This is a genomic window from Streptomyces sp. NBC_00344 (genome assembly GCF_036088315.1).
Taxonomy (GTDB): domain Bacteria; phylum Actinomycetota; class Actinomycetes; order Streptomycetales; family Streptomycetaceae; genus Streptomyces.
Genome location: NZ_CP107996.1, coordinates 503,929 through 519,374 on the forward strand (window position 1 = coordinate 503,929; position 15,446 = coordinate 519,374).

General features: G+C 68.5%; 15 protein-coding genes. 5 read left to right on the forward strand and 10 right to left on the reverse strand.

Features of this window, described 5'->3' with window-relative positions; all coding sequences use genetic code 11:
• Nucleotides 1-21 precede the first annotated feature (21 nt).
• The 3 genes from OHS16_RS02445 to OHS16_RS02455 all read right to left on the reverse strand — a co-directional run bounded on the left by OHS16_RS02445 (nt 22) and on the right by OHS16_RS02455 (nt 3,166).
• On the reverse strand, nt 22-879 hold the full coding sequence (locus tag OHS16_RS02445) for a carbohydrate ABC transporter permease (protein ID WP_328535470.1): 858 nt from the start codon (nt 877-879) through the stop codon (nt 22-24).
• A gap of 71 nt (nt 880-950) precedes the next feature.
• Complete coding sequence (locus OHS16_RS02450; RefSeq protein ID WP_328540688.1) at nt 951-1,877, reverse strand: carbohydrate ABC transporter permease; 927 nt, start codon at nt 1,875-1,877, stop codon at nt 951-953.
• A 14-nt stretch (nt 1,878-1,891) separates the two neighbouring features.
• Nucleotides 1,892-3,166, reverse strand: a complete 1,275-nt coding sequence (locus OHS16_RS02455) for an ABC transporter substrate-binding protein (RefSeq protein WP_328535471.1) — start codon at nt 3,164-3,166, stop codon at nt 1,892-1,894.
• Between the two features lie 162 nt (nt 3,167-3,328).
• On the opposite strand from OHS16_RS02455, the gene OHS16_RS02460 reads away from it, so the two are divergent.
• Together OHS16_RS02460 and manD are read left to right on the forward strand one after the other, a co-directional pair.
• The gene (locus OHS16_RS02460) at nt 3,329-5,272 is read left to right on the forward strand and encodes a glycoside hydrolase 5 family protein (protein WP_328535472.1); all 1,944 of its coding nucleotides are present in this window, start codon (nt 3,329-3,331) and stop codon (nt 5,270-5,272) included.
• Nucleotides 5,273-5,356: 84 nt separating this feature from the next.
• Nucleotides 5,357-6,598 (forward strand): D-mannonate dehydratase ManD, encoded by a 1,242-nt coding sequence (gene manD / locus OHS16_RS02465; protein WP_328535473.1) that lies wholly within the window; start codon nt 5,357-5,359, stop codon nt 6,596-6,598.
• Nucleotides 6,599-6,714: 116 nt separating this feature from the next.
• Here manD and OHS16_RS02470 read toward each other — a convergent pair whose 3' ends face one another.
• On the reverse strand, nt 6,715-6,993 hold the full coding sequence (locus tag OHS16_RS02470) for a hypothetical protein (protein WP_328535474.1): 279 nt from the start codon (nt 6,991-6,993) through the stop codon (nt 6,715-6,717).
• 215 nt (nt 6,994-7,208) lie between these two features.
• Here OHS16_RS02470 and OHS16_RS02475 point away from each other — a divergent pair, with 215 nt between their 5' ends.
• On the forward strand, nt 7,209-8,297 hold the full coding sequence (locus tag OHS16_RS02475) for a DNA polymerase III subunit beta family protein (RefSeq protein ID WP_328535475.1): 1,089 nt from the start codon (nt 7,209-7,211) through the stop codon (nt 8,295-8,297).
• Nucleotides 8,298-8,357: 60 nt separating this feature from the next.
• Here the strand turns inward: OHS16_RS02475 and OHS16_RS02480 are convergent, their stop codons facing one another.
• Nucleotides 8,358-8,687 (reverse strand): deoxyxylulose-5-phosphate synthase, encoded by a 330-nt coding sequence (locus OHS16_RS02480; protein ID WP_328535476.1) that lies wholly within the window; start codon nt 8,685-8,687, stop codon nt 8,358-8,360.
• A gap of 165 nt (nt 8,688-8,852) precedes the next feature.
• Nucleotides 8,853-9,347 carry an ATP-binding protein gene (locus OHS16_RS02485; RefSeq protein ID WP_328535477.1) on the reverse strand — a complete coding sequence of 165 codons (495 nt, stop codon included), beginning with the start codon at nt 9,345-9,347 and terminating at the stop codon, nt 8,853-8,855.
• Nucleotides 9,348-9,613: 266 nt separating this feature from the next.
• On the opposite strand from OHS16_RS02485, the gene OHS16_RS02490 reads away from it, so the two are divergent.
• Complete coding sequence (locus OHS16_RS02490) at nt 9,614-10,441, forward strand: helix-turn-helix domain-containing protein (protein ID WP_328535478.1); 828 nt, start codon at nt 9,614-9,616, stop codon at nt 10,439-10,441.
• On the forward strand, nt 10,438-10,659 hold the full coding sequence (locus tag OHS16_RS02495) for a DUF397 domain-containing protein (protein ID WP_328535479.1): 222 nt from the start codon (nt 10,438-10,440) through the stop codon (nt 10,657-10,659). Before OHS16_RS02490 ends, OHS16_RS02495 begins: the two co-directional genes overlap by 4 nt.
• Before the next feature lie 33 nt (nt 10,660-10,692).
• Here OHS16_RS02495 and OHS16_RS02500 read toward each other — a convergent pair whose 3' ends face one another.
• The 4 genes from OHS16_RS02500 to OHS16_RS02515 all read right to left on the reverse strand — a co-directional run bounded on the left by OHS16_RS02500 (nt 10,693) and on the right by OHS16_RS02515 (nt 15,436).
• On the reverse strand, nt 10,693-12,108 hold the full coding sequence (locus OHS16_RS02500) for a glucoamylase family protein (RefSeq protein ID WP_328535480.1): 1,416 nt from the start codon (nt 12,106-12,108) through the stop codon (nt 10,693-10,695).
• A gap of 186 nt (nt 12,109-12,294) precedes the next feature.
• Nucleotides 12,295-13,494, reverse strand: coding sequence for a glycoside hydrolase family 1 protein (locus OHS16_RS02505; RefSeq protein ID WP_328535481.1), 1,200 nt, complete (start codon nt 13,492-13,494; stop codon nt 12,295-12,297).
• A 101-nt stretch (nt 13,495-13,595) separates the two neighbouring features.
• The gene (locus OHS16_RS02510; RefSeq protein ID WP_328535482.1) at nt 13,596-14,465 is read right to left on the reverse strand and encodes a carbohydrate ABC transporter permease; all 870 of its coding nucleotides are present in this window, start codon (nt 14,463-14,465) and stop codon (nt 13,596-13,598) included.
• Nucleotides 14,465-15,436, reverse strand: a complete 972-nt coding sequence (locus OHS16_RS02515) for a carbohydrate ABC transporter permease (RefSeq protein WP_328535483.1) — start codon at nt 15,434-15,436, stop codon at nt 14,465-14,467. Before OHS16_RS02515 ends, OHS16_RS02510 begins: the two co-directional genes overlap by 1 nt.
• Nucleotides 15,437-15,446: the final 10 nt, after the last annotated feature.

Below are 15,446 nucleotides of genomic sequence, written 5' to 3' on the forward strand. Positions count from 1 at the left end.
GCGGCGAGTGCCCCTTCCTCACTAGAGCTTTACCGCGCCGCCCATCAGGGCCCCCTCCATACGCCGCTGCAGAACGGAGTACACGGCATACACAGGAATGAGAGTGACCACGGTACCAGCCGAGAGCACCCCGAAATCGGTGGACAGCGAGGAACGGAGCGTCGGTACCGCGACCTGGATGGTGCGTTGGGCCTGGTCCGGCCCGATGATCACGAGTGAGTAGAGGTATTCGTTCCAGAAGGCCAGAAAGCTCAGGATGAGCACGGTGACGATGCCCGGGACCACCATGGGCAGATATATACGGATCAGGACCGTCCAGTTGCCCGCACCGTCCATCCGGGCGGCTTCCTCGACCTCGTCGGGCACGGTGCGCATGAACTGGGTCAGCAGCACCACCGCCAGCGGAAGCGAGGTGGCGGGCAGGAACAGGATGATGAAGGTACGCGTGTGGAAGAGGCCCAGTTGCGCGGCGAGAAGAAAGGTGGGGACGAGGGCTGCGAAGGTGGGGATCAGGAAGCCGAGCGAGAAGGCCCGCTCGATGGCGGTGGCGACCCGCCCTTTGGCGCGGGCCAGCGCATAGGAGGCGGGAACCGCCAGGATCAGTACGACGGCCAGCGAACACAGCGTGACGATGAGCGAGTTGAGGATGGCCAGATCCAGGCGTGCGTCATGGATCGAGGTGGAGAACTTGGTGAGGGACAGCGAGTCGGGCAGTCCGAGCGGATCCGAGAAGATCTCGTCGTTGTTCTTGAAGGAGGACACCAACAGGTAGTAGAGGGGCAGCACCAGCACCAGGGCGTAGCCCCAGGCACCCAGGTAGGCGGCGATGCGCCCGGCACCGGGTAGGCGGCGGGTTCGGCTCACGGGGTGACGGGCCATGACGTTAGGTCCTTTCCAGGGGGCGGTCTCGGCGGTAATCGGATACGGGCGGGGTGCCGGCCCGCGCGGCGTCAGTAGGGCTGGCGGAAGAGCCGGCGGATGACGAGCATGCCGACCAGCCCGACCGCGAAGAGAAGCACTCCCGCAGCCTGGCTGTAGCCCAGGTCGGACTGGACGAACGCCTTCTGGTAGACGAGGAAGGAGAGGTTGGTGGAGCTGTTGCCGGGGCCGCCCTGGGTGAGCAGCAGCACGTTCTGGGCGGAGGTGAACAGCGTCCACAGGAACTGCAGCATCACCGTTATGCCGACGTATTCACGCACCATCGGGAAGGCGATCCGCCACATGCGCCGGAAGTGTCCGGCACCATCGATCTCGGCGGCCTCGTACACGGAGGTGGGCAGGGCGTCCAGGCGGGCGGCGTAGAGGGTGGCGGTATAGCCGATGCCACTCCAGATGTCGATGGCGATGATGCAGCCGAACGCGGTGGAGGTGTCGGCGATCCAGGCGTGCTGAAGGGAACCGAGGCCGATACCGGACAGCAGCTTGTTGATCATGCCGTTGGGCGCGAACATGCCCCAGAAGATCATGGCCTTGGCGGAGGCGGAGATCAGCGCCGGGGTGAAGACGATGACCTTCAGGACCCGGTAGCCGCGCGGCTTCGTGGAGATGAAGTAGCCCAGCATGAACGCCCCGACGATCATCACGGGGACGGCGATGACCAGTTGGACGGCGCTGTTGAGAGCCGAGTCCCAGAACAGGGTGTCGCTCAGGACCGCTCGGTAGTTGTCCAGTCCGGCGAAGCCGACCTCGGCGAGCATGCCGGGCCAGCGCAGGACCGAGATCACGAAGATCGCACCGATCGGGCCGACCATGAAGACGGCGTACCAGAGGAGGGCCGGCACGGCCATCACGGTGGTGCGAGGTGTACGCCTCGATGGGCGGACCGCGCCGGGGGCGGGCGCGGGTGTAGTGGTGGTGGACATCGTTGTCGTGGCCATCATGACCCTTCCGGTCAGCTGCGGTAGGCGGTGTCGAGGGCCTTGCACATGGCGCCGGCGCTTGTCCCGGGTGTGTAGGCGATGGACGTGGCGCGGTTGAGCGGCGTCGAGACCGCCGCGGGCACGTAGGAGTCGGGCATGACGACCTCGCTGACGTCGTCGCTGTGCGAGACGCCGACGGAGCGGCCGACCAGGGGAAGCTGCGACGAGGGGCCCTGGCCGCGCAGGTTCATGACGTATCCGGACCGGTCGATGAACTTCTGGACGATGTCCTTGCGGTACATGAACTTCACGAACTTCTCGCTGAGCCCCAGCTTCTTTGTCCCGTTGGGCGTGACCCATATCCCGGTGGAGGTCATGCCGTTGTAGAGCGTGGGCTTGCCGTAGGTGCCGTCGGCCGGGGAGGGAAAGCCGGTGGCCTCGGTGTGCTCGGCGACGGCCGGGGGGACGGCAGCGATCGTGGAAGAGAGCGCGGGCATCATCGCGGCGCGTTGCTCGAAGTAGTCCGCGTTCATCTGGTCGGCGCCCAGGCCCTGCGCCCCTTTGACGAACAGTCCGGCGTCACGCAACCTGGCGAAGAGCTCCAGCCCCTTCATGGCCTGGGGTTCGGCACAGTAGCCGCCTTCACTGAACACCCGCCGGGCCACCTCGGGCCGGAGATAGCCCTGCATGACCTGCATCAGGAACTTCTGCCCCGACCAGTCGTTCCCGCCGATGGTCATGGGCGGGATCTTCTTCGCCTTGAGCGCTCGCACCGTGTCCATCAGGTCGTCCATGGTTCGCGGCGGGTGGCTGACGCCCGCTTTGCGCAGCAAGTCGGTGTTGACCAGGACCGGCCAGGTGAAGCCCATCCACGGGAAGGCCCGGAGCCGTCCCTTGCCGTCCGTCCACGCCTTCAGCGCCGCGGGCTGCACCCGGCCGGTCAGGCCCCAGTTCTTGAGGTAGCGGTTGACCGGCGGGGTGGCGCCGAGGCCCGTCCAGGAGAAGGACTTGTCGTAGAGGTTGACCATCAGCACGTCCGACTCCTTGTCGGCGAGGCGGGACGTCTCGAACGTGTTGAAGATGTCGTCGCCGCTGTACAGGTTCTTTATGTGCAGCCCAGGGTTCTCCCGCTCGAACTGCTTCACCACCGAGGCGTAGACGTCCGCGCCCTGGGTTCCGGCGGAGAACCGGCTGTGCACGACGAGAGTTCGCGGATCGTCGGTCTTGGGATCGAGAGGTCCTGCGCAGGAAGCCACCAGGACGGTCGCGGCAGCGGTGGCCACCACGACGGCCAGCCTTCGTTTCATCGGCGCTCCTGTACGTCACCGCCCCACACGGGGCGGGAAAACGATTTACTTCGGATTTCGCCGGACCTTAACAGCCCTTTCATGAGCTGGCAATGACTCGACAGACAGCCAGTCAATCGATATACCTGTGGGGAACGATCAATCTCGACCGACAGGACACTTATGCACCGCAACGCAGCCAAACTCGGCCCGTCGGACCGCCCCATGACCTGGGTGGGCGTCAACTTCTGGTCCAGGACCGGCGGTCCACTGATGTGGCGCTCCTACGACGGCGCGGTCATCGACGAGGAACTGCGGACCCTGCGTGACCACGGCATCACCCTCACCAGGAGCTTTCTGTACTGGCCCGACTTCATGCCGGAGCCCGACCGCCTGGACCCCCTGATGCTGGAGCGTTTCGACGACTTCCTGGAGCGGCACAGGGCACTCGGCATGACGACCGTGCCGACGTTCATCGTGGGACACATGTCGGGCCAGAACTGGGATCCCGCCTGGCGCGAGGGACGCGACGTGTTCGCCGACGAGTGGTTTGTCGAGCGGCAGGCCTGGTACGTGAGCGAGTGCGCGTCCCGCTGGAAGGACCACGAAGCCGTCGCCGGATGGCTGTTGTCCAACGAGATCCCCATCTACGCCGACTGGCGCTCGCGCGGGATCGGCACCGTTGACCACCGGCACGTCACCGCATGGGCGCACACCCTGATCGGTGCCCTGCGGGAGGCCGGCGCGCACCAGCCCGTGTCGGTCGGCGACGGCTCCTGGGGGGTGGAGATGACCGGGGCCGACAACGGCTTCCGGGTACGCGACCTGGAGCCGCTGATCGACTTCCACGGCCCTCACGTGTACCGCATGGAGAACGATCCGGTACGTCAGAATCTCGGCGCCGCCTTCACCTGCGAACTCCTCGATCTGGGCGGCAAGCCGGTCATCATGGAGGAGTTCGGGGTGACGTCCGACTACACATCGGAGGAGCACGCCGCCCACTACTACCGGCAGATCCTGCACAACACCCTCCTGGCGGGCGCGACGGGCTGGATCCCGTGGAACAACACCGACTACGACGCGCTGGAGGACCAGGAGCCCTACAGCCACCACCCCTTCGAGATGCACTTCGGGCTCACCGACGATCTGGGCAGGCCCAAGGAACAGCTGCGCGAGGTGAAGAGGTTCACGGAGGTCCTCCGGAGCACGGACTTCGACCGGCTGACCCGCCCCGACTCCGGCATCACCCTGGTCGTCTCCTCGTTCCTGGAGAAGATGTACCCGTTCACCCAGCCCGATGACGCCGCAGCCGTCCTGTCGGTGACCCGGCAGTCCTACGTGGCCGCCCGGGAGGCCGACCTGCCGGTTGGGGTGGCACGGGAGGCGGACGGGCTGCCTGCCGACAGCTCGCTGTATCTGCTGCCGAGCACCAAACAGCTCACCGCGCCCGGCTGGCGCACCCTGCGCGAGCAGGCCGCCCGGGGCGCGACGGTCTACGCGTCGTACTTCGTCGGCACGCACGGGACCCAGCGCGGACCCTGGTGGCCGAAGCTGGACGAGACATTCGGTGTCACCAAGCAGCTGCGTTACGGCCTGACCGACACCATCGAGGATGACCAGCTGCGCATGGTCTTCCAGCAGGACTTCGGCACCCTCGCGGCCGGTGACGAAATGGTCTTCCCCGTGGGCGGCACCGAGCACTCCCGCACCTATCTGCCGGTGGTGCCGAATGGCGCCGAGGTCGTGGCCACCGACGCACTCGGCCGGCCGGCGCTGCTGCGGCACCGGGTCGGATCGGGTCAGATGATCCTCTGCACCTACCCGTTGGAGCACATGGCCGCCGTCACGGCCGCGGTCAACCCGGAGCCCACCTGGCGCCTCTACGCGGCACTGGCCGCGGAGGCTGGTGTCACACCCGCGGTGACCGTGGCCGACGGGAGGGTGGTGACCGGCGAGATGGCACACCCCGACGGACACTCCTTCGTCTGGTTCATCAGCCAGCACCCGGACAGCCTGACCGTGCGCCCCGAGGTCCACGAGGGCAAGCTCACCGACCTGGACGGCGGGGCGCTCGACGAGGTGACACTCGCCCCCTACGGCGTGGTCGTCGCCAGGCGGGAGCCGTGAGGACGCGCCGCACGCCGGCGTTCCCCACCCGTCCGGCGGGCCCGGCACCCGCCTCCTGACCCCGCACGTCATCGAGGAGCACCCATGAAAATCATCTCAGCGGAAACCGTCGTCACCAGTCCCGACCGGAATTTCGTCACCCTTCGCATCACCACCGACGACGGGCTGACCGGACTCGGCGATGCCACGCTCAACGGCCGCGAGCTGGCTGTCGACGCCTATCTGCGCGAACACGTCGCCCCGTTGCTCACGGGCCGCGACGCGAGTGCGATCGAGGACACCTGGCAGTACCTGTACCGGGGCGCCTACTGGCGGCGCGGGCCGGTCACCATGGCCGCCATCGCAGCTGTCGACACCGCCCTGTGGGACATCAAGGCCAAGGCCGCAGGTATGCCGCTCTACCAGTTGCTCGGCGGCGCTTCCCGCACCGGGGCGCTGGCCTACGGGCACGCCTCCGGGCGCGACATCCCCGAACTCCTGGACTCCGTCCGCGCACATCTGGCGGACGGCTACCGCGCCATTCGCGTGCAGAGCGGTATCCCCGGCCTGGAGTCCGTCTACGGGGTGGCCGCCTCTGCCGCCGGCGGCGGTGAACGGTACGACTACGAACCGGCCCGCCGCGGCGGCTCGGGCCACGCCCGTCCTGCCGAGGAAATCTGGGACACCCGGGCCTATTTGCGTCACATGCCCACCGTCTTCGAGGCGGTGCGCCACGAGTTCGGGCCCGAACTGCCCCTGCTGCACGACGGGCACCACCGGATGACGCCGATCCAGGCAGCCCGGCTGGGCAAGGCTCTGGAGCCGTACGACCTGTTCTGGCTGGAGGACGCCACTCCGGGTGAGGACCAGGCCGCGCTGCGCCTGGTCCGCGAACACACGACCACTCCCCTGGCCATCGGCGAGGTGTTCAACTCCGTCCACGACTACACCACGCTGCTGCACGAGCGGCTCATCGACTACGTACGTTCGGCGGTGACCCACACCGGCGGTATCAGCGCGATGCGCAAAATCCTCGACCTGGCCGCCGTGTACGGCGTCAAATCCGGGATGCACGGTCCCACCGACATCTCCCCCGTCGGCATGGCCGCGGCGCTCCATCTCGACCTGGCCGTACACAACTTCGGCATCCAGGAGTACATGCGCCACTCGCCCCGCACCCTGGAGGTCTTCCGGACCTCCTACCGGTTCGGGGACGGCCTGCTGCACCCCGGTGATCAGCCGGGGCTGGGTGTGGAGCTGGACGAGGGGGCCGCGGCCCGGTTCCCGTACGAGCCGGCGTACCTCCCGGTGAACCGGCTGGCCGACGGGACCATGCACGACTGGTGAGGGCCTGAGCGCGGGGGCGGTTCCCCGGAGCGGCGCTCCTGGGGCCCGCCCGTGCCGTCCTGGGAACGGGCAACAAGGCAACTCCGGCCGGACCCGTCCACGGAATCAGTGCTCTGTCATGCCTCTTCCCTCTCCTTGAACGAACAGGTCCGGTCCTCTTCGTCGAACCCCATCGCGGTCACCGTGCCGTCCGACGAGCGCGTGAAGTAGAGCGAGAACAGCTCCGCGTTGTATTTCAGGTCGAGGGAGGGAGGTGGGGCGTCCTTGCCGCCGCGGTACAGGTACCAGGGACCCTTCCCGTTCCCGGTGAGAGGCCGCTCGTCGTGCCCCCCCTCCGCCGATGGGAACTCGGCGAAGGCGAAATGGCCGTCCGATCCGCAGAGCGTTCGGGTCATCCGGCGGACCGCCGACGAAGTTCGCGATCGGATCCGGCATATCCACGAGCGTGTTGACAGCCTTGAGGCTGTTGCCCACACCGTGTCCCACGGCATCCACCGTCTGCACCCAGGTGCCGGCGAAGACCGCCTTGCCCGTGCCCTAGGTCCTGGCAGTGGCCGATGTTGACCCTCGACCATGTCGAGGGCGCAGAGTTCCGGGTGTGGAGAACGAGATGCGCAGCATTGGGGAGATGGCCCGGGACGGCGGACTGAGCGTGAGCGCGCTCCGGTTCTACGACCGGGCCGGCGTGCTGGTCCCCGCCTGGGTGGACCCGGGCAGCGGCTACCGCTGGTACGAGCCCCCGCAGCTGGAGGAGGCCCGGTTGCTGGCCCGGCTGCGACGGGCAGGCATGCCTCTGGCCGACATCCGGCTCGTCCTGGCCGGCTGGGCCGGCCAGGACACGGAGCTGGTGCGGGGTCTCCTCGATGCCCATCTGCGCCGCCTCGCACTGGGGCTGTCCGACGCCCGCGGTGAGTTCTCCACGCTCCGAGCGCTACTCGACCACAGGGAGAACCCCATGACTTCGCCCCGCACCGCCACGGCCCGGCTGTCCGTCCCCGCCCCGGAGCTGGCCGCCGCGCTTGAGGCGGTCCGTTTCGCGGCCAGTACCGACCGGGAGCTGCCGATGCTCGGTGGCATCCTGTTCGACATCGAGGGAGATGAACTCCACCTCGTGGCCACCGACCGGTACCGGATGGCCGTCGCGCAGACACGCACAACCAGGCACGGCGGGCCCCGGACGCAGGTTGTCGTGCCCCTCCCGCTCGCCGACGCGATGCGGGCGCTGCTGACGGGCGATGAGCCTGTCCAGCTGGCGGTGGACGGTGACCGCGTCACGCTGGAGAACGGCGATCGGCAGACGGCCGGCCAGAGCCTCGGCCACGAGTTCCCCGACTACCGCCGCCTCGTCCGCCTCCCGGCGGGCCGCCGGGCCCACGTCGACACGGCGACCTTCCGGGAGGCGCTGGAAAGCGGTCCGGTCCGCGCGAGCGAGACGCGCAAGCAGGACAGCGAGCCCTGCGACCTCAGTGTGCTCAGGGTGACGAACGGGACCGTGATCGTGTGCGACGACGGCGGCGACGATGCCGACGACCAGAACAACGTCGCCGTCAACCGCGAGTTCCTGCTGCACGCGCTCACTGCCGGAGCGCGGGACGAACTGGTCCTGGAGCTGGGCGCTCCCACGGCACCGCTCGCGATTCGCCGCCCCGACGACGAGGGCGCCTTCTCACTCCTGATGCCGGTCCGCCTGGAGAACTAGGCCACAGGCGGGCCGGTTTCGCCCCGTCGGGTGGTTGCCTGTCTCCGCCACGCGTCGGGGTCAGGGCACCTCGCGCCGTACGAGCGCCCTCGCGAAGGGCTCGCCGCTGCGCAGGGCGTACGTCATCCGCTCGCGGACCTCGCTCAGGGTGCGGGGACGGTAACCGGGCCCGCCGCAGCAGCTCTTGTGGAAGCGGACGCCTGCGTGCAACAGCACGGACAGCGTCCGCCAGGCCGCTGTGTCCCGGCGGCGGGGTGCGGCAAAGGACGAGCCCACATGGATCAGCTGCCGCGCGCAGCGGGGGCAGATCCGCTGCCTGTCCCGGTCGTAGGGCTGCTTGTACGAGGCCCGGCAGGGCAGACAGACGTAAGAGGTCTTCGCGTGGGCCATGTGGGCAGAGTAGGCGTCCGGTGGGAGGAACTCGAAGGATTATGCCGCCGGTTGTGGTCCGGGCGCGAGGGGGTATCCGCTCGCCCACGCCCGGGTATCCGGTCGGCGCGCTGCTGGGCGTCGGTTTCGACGCCGGACCCGCCGGGCTCGGGAGCGGCTGACCTCTTACGTCTGGCGCGCGTGGCCGACGACTGCCGCCGGGGCGTGTCCATGGGTGAGGATCTCCGCCCAGACGGTCTTCGTGTACGCGTCCCGGACCGAGCATCCCCAGCGGTCGGCGCACGCCTGGACGATGAGCAGTCCGCGGCCCGAGGTCTCGTCGTCGACGGGCTGTGGCGTCACGAGCGGTGGCAGGTGCTCGGGGCGGGTGTCCGTCACCTCGACGCGAATGCCGTGGGTCAGCAGGAGCAGTGTCAGCCGGAAGTCCCGCCCCGGGAGGCTGCCGTGGCGGATGGCGTTCGACGCAAGCTCGGCCGTGACGAGAGCGACGGTACGGGCAGGGTCGGAGGTGTGCGGGTGGCCTGTCCACTCGGTGCACTGCTGGACGGCGAGCCGCCGGGCGAGGCGGGCGCCGCGTCTCGTACTGCTGAAGCGCAGGGTGAGCCGGCGGGTGGGGGCGAGCGGCGGCTTCGCTTCGTCAGCGAACTGATGGTCTGTCACGGTGTCAGCGTGGTAGCCCACTTGATCCGCTGAACAGGGATGAAGGCCGTACGTCGCCCTGGTCGTACGGTACGGGCGACCGGCTGTGGCCCGACCGTACGGGTCCTGTACGAGCGTTGTACGGGTTCGGTCCGTGTCCCGGTTCCCGCGATGCGCGTTGGACATGAACCGGTGGCGAGCGCGGACTCGGGCGGGTGCGGCGCGGGATGGAAGGGCGTGGGACTGTGAAGACGGAACGGGACGTGCGGGACACACGGACGGAGCGCATGGCGAGGACGAAGGACGAAGGGTCCGAGCCGCCGGGGGTGTGGTCGGCGTACGGGGTGCTGCTCCAGCATCTCCGCAAGCGGGCGGGGTTGAATCAGCAGCAACTCGGGGACGCGATCGGCTACTCGCTGGAGCAGGTGGCCTCGGTCGAGCAGGGGCGGCGGCCGGCGAAGGCGGCGTTCACGGTGTCGGCGGAGCGGGTGCTGGAGGCAGGTGGGGTTCTGGAGGCGCTCCAGGACGAGGTGGACCGGGCCAAGTTGCCACGGTTCTTCCGTAACTTCGCGCAGATCGAGGCGGAGGCACTGAGCAGGTTTTCGTACGATCCCCTCCTCATCCCTGGGCTCCTGCAGACAGAGGCTTACGCACAAGCACTGCTGGAAGCTCACTTCCCACCGTTGGACGATGAGACGATCGAGCAACGTGTCGCAGCTCGCCTGGCGCGGCAGAGCCTGCTCGCTCCCAAGAGCCCGCCCGTGGTCTTCGTGTTCGTGGTGGAGGAAGACGCACTTCGACGAGTGGTGGGCAACGCCGCGGTGATGCGCGAGCAGATGGAAAGCCTGCTGACTTGCTCACAGAGGCGAAACGTCGAACTCCAGATCATGCCGACCTCCCGAGGGGCCCACAGCGGACTCAACGGGCCAATGGTGTTGCTGGAGTCAATGGATCGCGCACGGCAGGTCTACGTCGAGGCACAGGACGTGGTGACCGTCAGGTCGGCTCAGAACGAGGTCAGCGAATTCTGGCTACGGTATGGGATGCTGCGCACACAGGCTCTCAACACCGAGGAGTCCTCTCGTCTCATCGAGCGCATGGCAGGGGAGCTATGAGCACCGACCAGCACACGGCTCCGGCCGCTGAACTGAATTGGTTCAAGAGCAGCTACAGCGGAACCAGCGGCGGCGACTGCGTGGAGGTGGCCCCCGGCCTGGACGCCGTGTACGTACGGGACTCGAAGGTCGTGGGTGGTGGGCCGGTAGTGCGGGTCGGCCGGGGCGAGTGGGCGGCGTTCGTGGGTACGGTCCGGACCCGGGTGAAGGGCGCCTGACCGCAGTGATTACCCGTCAGACGCCCTCCGGCCTCAGATCGAGAACCGCTCCTTCGCCAGCAGCGGGCGCACCCGGGCGTTGAAGCCGCCGGTCCGGAACGGGGTCTGGAGCAGGCCCGGGCTCAGGTGCTGGGCGAGAGCCGCGGTGATCATGCCCTGGTCGAGGGCGAGAACGAAGTCGCTGACACGGCCGGTGTCGATGGAGACAGAATCGCGGAAGCCGTAGCGGTCGTCGTAGACGCCGAAAGCGCGCTCCATGCCGCGGAGGTTGGACAGCGCCTCGGCCGGCGCCTGGGGCAGCGCGAGGAACGAGGCGTGCGGGGTGACGACGCCGAGTGAGTCGTAGCCGTCCTCCTGCATGCCGATGCCGTCGACGCCGTACTCGCGGTAGCCGCCGGCCGGGATGGAGGCCGGGGAGAAGCCCCAGTAGCCGTACTTCTCCTCCACCAGGCCATGTTCGATCTGGCTGCGGACGTAGCGCCGGTGTGTGGTGCCCCAGGAGCGCGGGGACCACTGGGTTTCGGGTACGAACAGCGGAACCATCAGCGCCTCGAACATGGAGCCGCCCCAGGTGGGCACGAGCTTGCGGCTCCGGTAGGTGTAGTGCCCCTCCCACACCCGCACCCCGTCGATCACGACGTACTCGCCCTGCGGCTCCTGTTCCTGTCCCATGCCGGGCAGCATGGTGCGCATCAGGTGCCAGTAGTGCTCGGCGGGCAGCGATCCGTCGGCGATTCCGAGGTAACTGGCCATTCGTGGCTCGGTGTTGAGGGCGCCGTAGTGGTGGCCTGTGGGTTCGCCCTTGCCGGGCTTGTCCGGCCAGAAGCCGCCCCGGAGCTGACCTGGTCCAGCGATCGGGTCGGCGGGGTCGTAGGGGGTGTAGAAGTACGACCAGTCGGCACCGTCGAGGAGTGCACCGATGCGGTGCCGCAGGGCGGGGTCGGCGTGTGCGGCGATGCGCAGTCCGGTCACCAGCCACGCGTTGTCGACGGTGGACAGGAACGGGCGTACGGGGTCGCCGCTCTCCGGCCAGGTCGTCAGCACCGATCCGTCGTGCGGGTCGTACCAGTTGAACCAGAAACCGTGGGCACGCTCCAGCCGCTCGACGGCGGTGACCGCGCGGGTCAGGCTGCGGTGCATGGTCGCATCGGAGATGACACCGAGACCGGCGGCGGCGACGGTGGACCACAGACCGCACCCGATGTTGGTCGGCGAGGTCTGCGCAGACGGCACCGGCGTTCCGCCCCCGCTGACGTCGATCTTGTCTGCGGCCAGGCCGAGTTCGGTCGTCATGGCCGCCATGGAGCGGTAGGTGGAAGTGAACCACTCGCGCAGCAGACGGCGTTCGGAGTCAGTGCGGCGAGCGGGCGCGGCGGTGGCCGTGAACGGTGCGGCGCCGGTGACGGCCGCGGCGGCAGTGGCAGCGGTCAGGAAGCTACGACGGTTCATACGGGTCTTCTCTCCTGTGCGGTGGGGCAGACGGGAGGTACGCGTGCCGTGATGGTGCCGAGTTGCTGTGGTGCGGGGATCCGTTGGCCCGGGTGCCGGGCCGGCCATGACGCCGGGGCACGTCGTGTCGGACGGTGACGGGAGCCGGCCGGTGTCAGGGCCGGCCGGCTCCCGGGCATGGAGAGGTCAGGACGTGGTGCGCGGCAGGGCGCGATCGCGGCCGAGGCGGCCCAGCCAGACGGCGGACGGCTTCGGGGTGCGCTCGAAGGTGGTCGGGTCCACCGCGATCAGACCGAAGGTCGGCCTGAAGGAGCCCCATTCATAGTTGTCCAGAGCGCTCCATGCCAGGTAGCCCTGGACCTCGAGGCCGTCCTCGATAGCGTCGGCGACCTCGCCGAGAGCGCCGGCGTAGTAGTCGACGCGGCGACTGTCGTCGGCGGTAGCGATGCCGTTCTCGGTGACGATCAGAGGCATGTCGCGGCCGATGACGTCGGCGGTGTGACGCAGGGCGTGGCCCACCGCCGCCGGGTAGTACTCCCACTGCGTGAGGGTGCGTTCGGCGTCGGCGGGGGCCGGGATCGGGCCGGTGGGGGCGATCTTGGTACGCGTGTAGGACTGCACGCCGATCCAGTCGTCGCCACGGGCGGCCTCGATGAAGACATCCTCACGGGAATGCCGGTAGTCGGCGGTGACCTGCTCGGCGCCGGGCAGGGCCTGGTACACCTGGTTGGCGATGGTCCAGCCGACCTGGATGCCGGGGTGGTTCGCGCGGACGGTCTTGACGGCCGCGTGGTGCGCGGCGATCACCGCGCGGGTGGTCTCCTCGTCGGGGGTGGGCAGGCCCGCGGGCGGAAAGCCCTGGTTCCCGGCTTTCGCGGCGCCGGCCATGACGGCGATCATGTTCGGCTCGTTGATGGTGCACACATGGCGGACGCTGTCGGCGATCACCGGCGCGCACTGGTCGACGTAGCGGGCGAACAGGTCGACCGCGTCGTCGGCGGTCCAGCCGCCGAGGTCCTCGAACCACTGCGGGACGGTGAAGTGGTGGAGGGTGACCATCGGGCGCAGACCGCGGGCGGCCGCGCCTTCGACCATGCGGCGGTAGTGGGCGATCTCGGCGCGGGAGAAGGTGCCGCGGACCGGTTCGATGCGGGCCCATTCGATACCGAACCGGTAGTCGCTGAACCCCAGTCCGGCGAGCAGGTCCATGTCCTGCTCCCAGCGGTGGTAGCTGTCGCAGGCGTCCAGGCTGGGCTCCTCGATGCCGGCCGCGGGGTCGTGCTCCTTGCGCCACCAGTCGCTGTTGACGTTGTTGCCCTCGATCTGGTGACCGGCCGTGGAGGCGCCCCACAGGAAGCCGTCGGGAAAGCGGGTGGTGTGCGTCATCGTCTGTCGCTGTTCTTTCTGGGGGTGGGGGGGGAGGGCATGTTCCGGCGGGCCCCGGGGACTGCGGGGGCGGCAGCCCCGCACGTGTGGTGCCGGCCGGGCTACTTGAGGCCCGCGGTGGCGATGCCCTGGGTGAAGTGCCGCTGCAGGAGGGCGAAGACGACCAGGACCGGCAGCACGACGAGCAGGGAGCCGGCCATCAGCATGCCGTTGCCACCGCCGACCGTGCGGTTGGGGTCGTTGGCGAAGGTCGCGAGGGCCACCGGCAGGGTGTACTTGCCGGGGTCGTTGGTGGCGATCAGGGGCCAGATGAAGTTGTTCCAGGAACCGAGGAAGGTGAAGATCGTCAGCGTCGCCAGGGCGGGCTTGACCAGCGGCATCACGATCCGCCAGAAGATGTACCACTCCCCCGCCCCGTCGAGGCGGGCCGCCTCCAGCAGCTCGTCCGGCACCGACTGCATGAACTGCCGCATGAGGAAGACCCCGAACGCGCCGGCCGCGAACGGCAGGACGAGGCCCGCGTAGGTGTCGATCAGGCCGAGGCCGTTCATCAGCACGTACAGCGGAAGGATCATGAGGTTGCCGGGGACCATCAGGGCGGCGAGGACGAGCGCGAAGACCTTGGAGCGGCCGGTGAAGTCCAGCTTGGCCAGCGCGTAGCCGAGCATCGAGCAGAACAGCAGGTTGCTGGCGGTCACCAGTACGGCCACGATCAGCGAGTTGAGGAAGTAGCGCCCCATGTCGAGCTGGTCGAGGAGCGCTGTGAAACTGTCCAGTGTCCAGCGGGAGGGGATCCACACCGGCGGGCTCGCCGTGAGGTCCTGCTTCGTCTTGAACGCGGACAGCGCCATCCACAGGAACGGGGCGGCCATCACCAGCAGTGCGGCCGAGGCGACCGTGTAGAGCAGGGGCCTGCGCACCCGTCCGGTGCGCCCTGGGCGGTGGGCCTTGACGGCCGGCTCGGCGGTCATCAGGTGTTGTCCTTCAGCAGACGGAGCTGGAGCATCGTGATCGCCATGATCACGACGAACAGGACGTACGCCATGGCGCTGGCGTAGCCCATGTGGAAGAAGTTGAAACCCTCGCGGTACATGTCGAGGGACACCGTCAGGGTGGAGTCGGAGGGTCCGCCCTGGGTCATCACGAACGGCTCCTCGAAGACGTTGAGATAGCCGATGGTGGTGATGACCGTCGCATACAGCAGGGTGGGTCGCAGCAACGGTACGGTGATGCGGCGCAGCTCCTGCCAGGCACCGGCGCCGTCGAGGCGGGCGGCCTCGCGGACATCGGCGGGGATCGCCTGGAGGCCGGCGATGCACAGGACCATCACGGTGCCGAGGTTGCGCCACACTGCCATGGCGATCAGCGACGGCATCGCCCAGGTCTCCGAGCCGAGGAAGTCCGGTGCTCTCAGGCCGACCTCGGAGGCGAGCGAGGCGACCAGACCGTCCGAGGGGTCCAGCACGAACCGCCAGACGACGGCCACGGCGACGATGGACGTGACCACGGGCGCGTAGAAGCCGACCCGGAAGAAGGCGCGGGCCCGGTCGATGCCGTTGTTCAGCAGTATTGCCGCGAGCAGTCCGAGGACGAGGGTCGCGGGAACGCCGACGACCACGAAGTAGGCGGTGTTGAACAGGGCGGTGAGGAACTTCTCGTCCTGGAAGAGCTGCGTGTAGTTGTTCAGGCCGACGAATTCGGTCTCCAGTGGCCGTGTGACGTCCCTGGCTCCGAAGTCGGTGAAGCTCATCAACAGCGTGGCGACGATCGGGAAGAGCATGAAGACGCCGAACAGCGCCAGGAAGGGCGTGGAGAACAGCCATCCGGTCAGGTTGTGGCGACTGATCGAGCGGCGGCCTCGCGGACCGCGGCGGGAACTCCCGCCGCGGGGGCTCTTTCCGACGGCCGCTCGGGGTGCGGCCGGTTCTGTCGTGAGGGACATGGGGGGACGC

Coding starts and splice junctions, on each gene's coding strand:
- OHS16_RS02455 (WP_328535471.1), bottom strand. CDS start 3,166: ATGAAACGAAGGCTGGCCGTCGTGGTGGCCACCGCTGCCGCGACCGTC.
- OHS16_RS02460 (WP_328535472.1), top strand. CDS start 3,329: ATGCACCGCAACGCAGCCAAACTCGGCCCGTCGGACCGCCCCATGACC.
- OHS16_RS02475 (WP_328535475.1), top strand. CDS start 7,209: ATGCGCAGCATTGGGGAGATGGCCCGGGACGGCGGACTGAGCGTGAGC.
- OHS16_RS02490 (WP_328535478.1), top strand. CDS start 9,614: ATGGCGAGGACGAAGGACGAAGGGTCCGAGCCGCCGGGGGTGTGGTCG.
- OHS16_RS02510 (WP_328535482.1), bottom strand. CDS start 14,465: ATGACCGCCGAGCCGGCCGTCAAGGCCCACCGCCCAGGGCGCACCGGA.
- OHS16_RS02480 (WP_328535476.1), bottom strand. CDS start 8,687: ATGGCCCACGCGAAGACCTCTTACGTCTGTCTGCCCTGCCGGGCCTCG.
- OHS16_RS02505 (WP_328535481.1), bottom strand. CDS start 13,494: ATGACGCACACCACCCGCTTTCCCGACGGCTTCCTGTGGGGCGCCTCC.
- OHS16_RS02515 (WP_328535483.1), bottom strand. CDS start 15,436: ATGTCCCTCACGACAGAACCGGCCGCACCCCGAGCGGCCGTCGGAAAG.
- OHS16_RS02500 (WP_328535480.1), bottom strand. CDS start 12,108: ATGAACCGTCGTAGCTTCCTGACCGCTGCCACTGCCGCCGCGGCCGTC.
- manD (WP_328535473.1), top strand. CDS start 5,357: ATGAAAATCATCTCAGCGGAAACCGTCGTCACCAGTCCCGACCGGAAT.
- OHS16_RS02495 (WP_328535479.1), top strand. CDS start 10,438: ATGAGCACCGACCAGCACACGGCTCCGGCCGCTGAACTGAATTGGTTC.
- OHS16_RS02470 (WP_328535474.1), bottom strand. CDS start 6,993: ATGACCCGAACGCTCTGCGGATCGGACGGCCATTTCGCCTTCGCCGAG.
- OHS16_RS02445 (WP_328535470.1), bottom strand. CDS start 879: ATGGCCCGTCACCCCGTGAGCCGAACCCGCCGCCTACCCGGTGCCGGG.
- OHS16_RS02450 (WP_328540688.1), bottom strand. CDS start 1,877: ATGGCCACGACAACGATGTCCACCACCACTACACCCGCGCCCGCCCCC.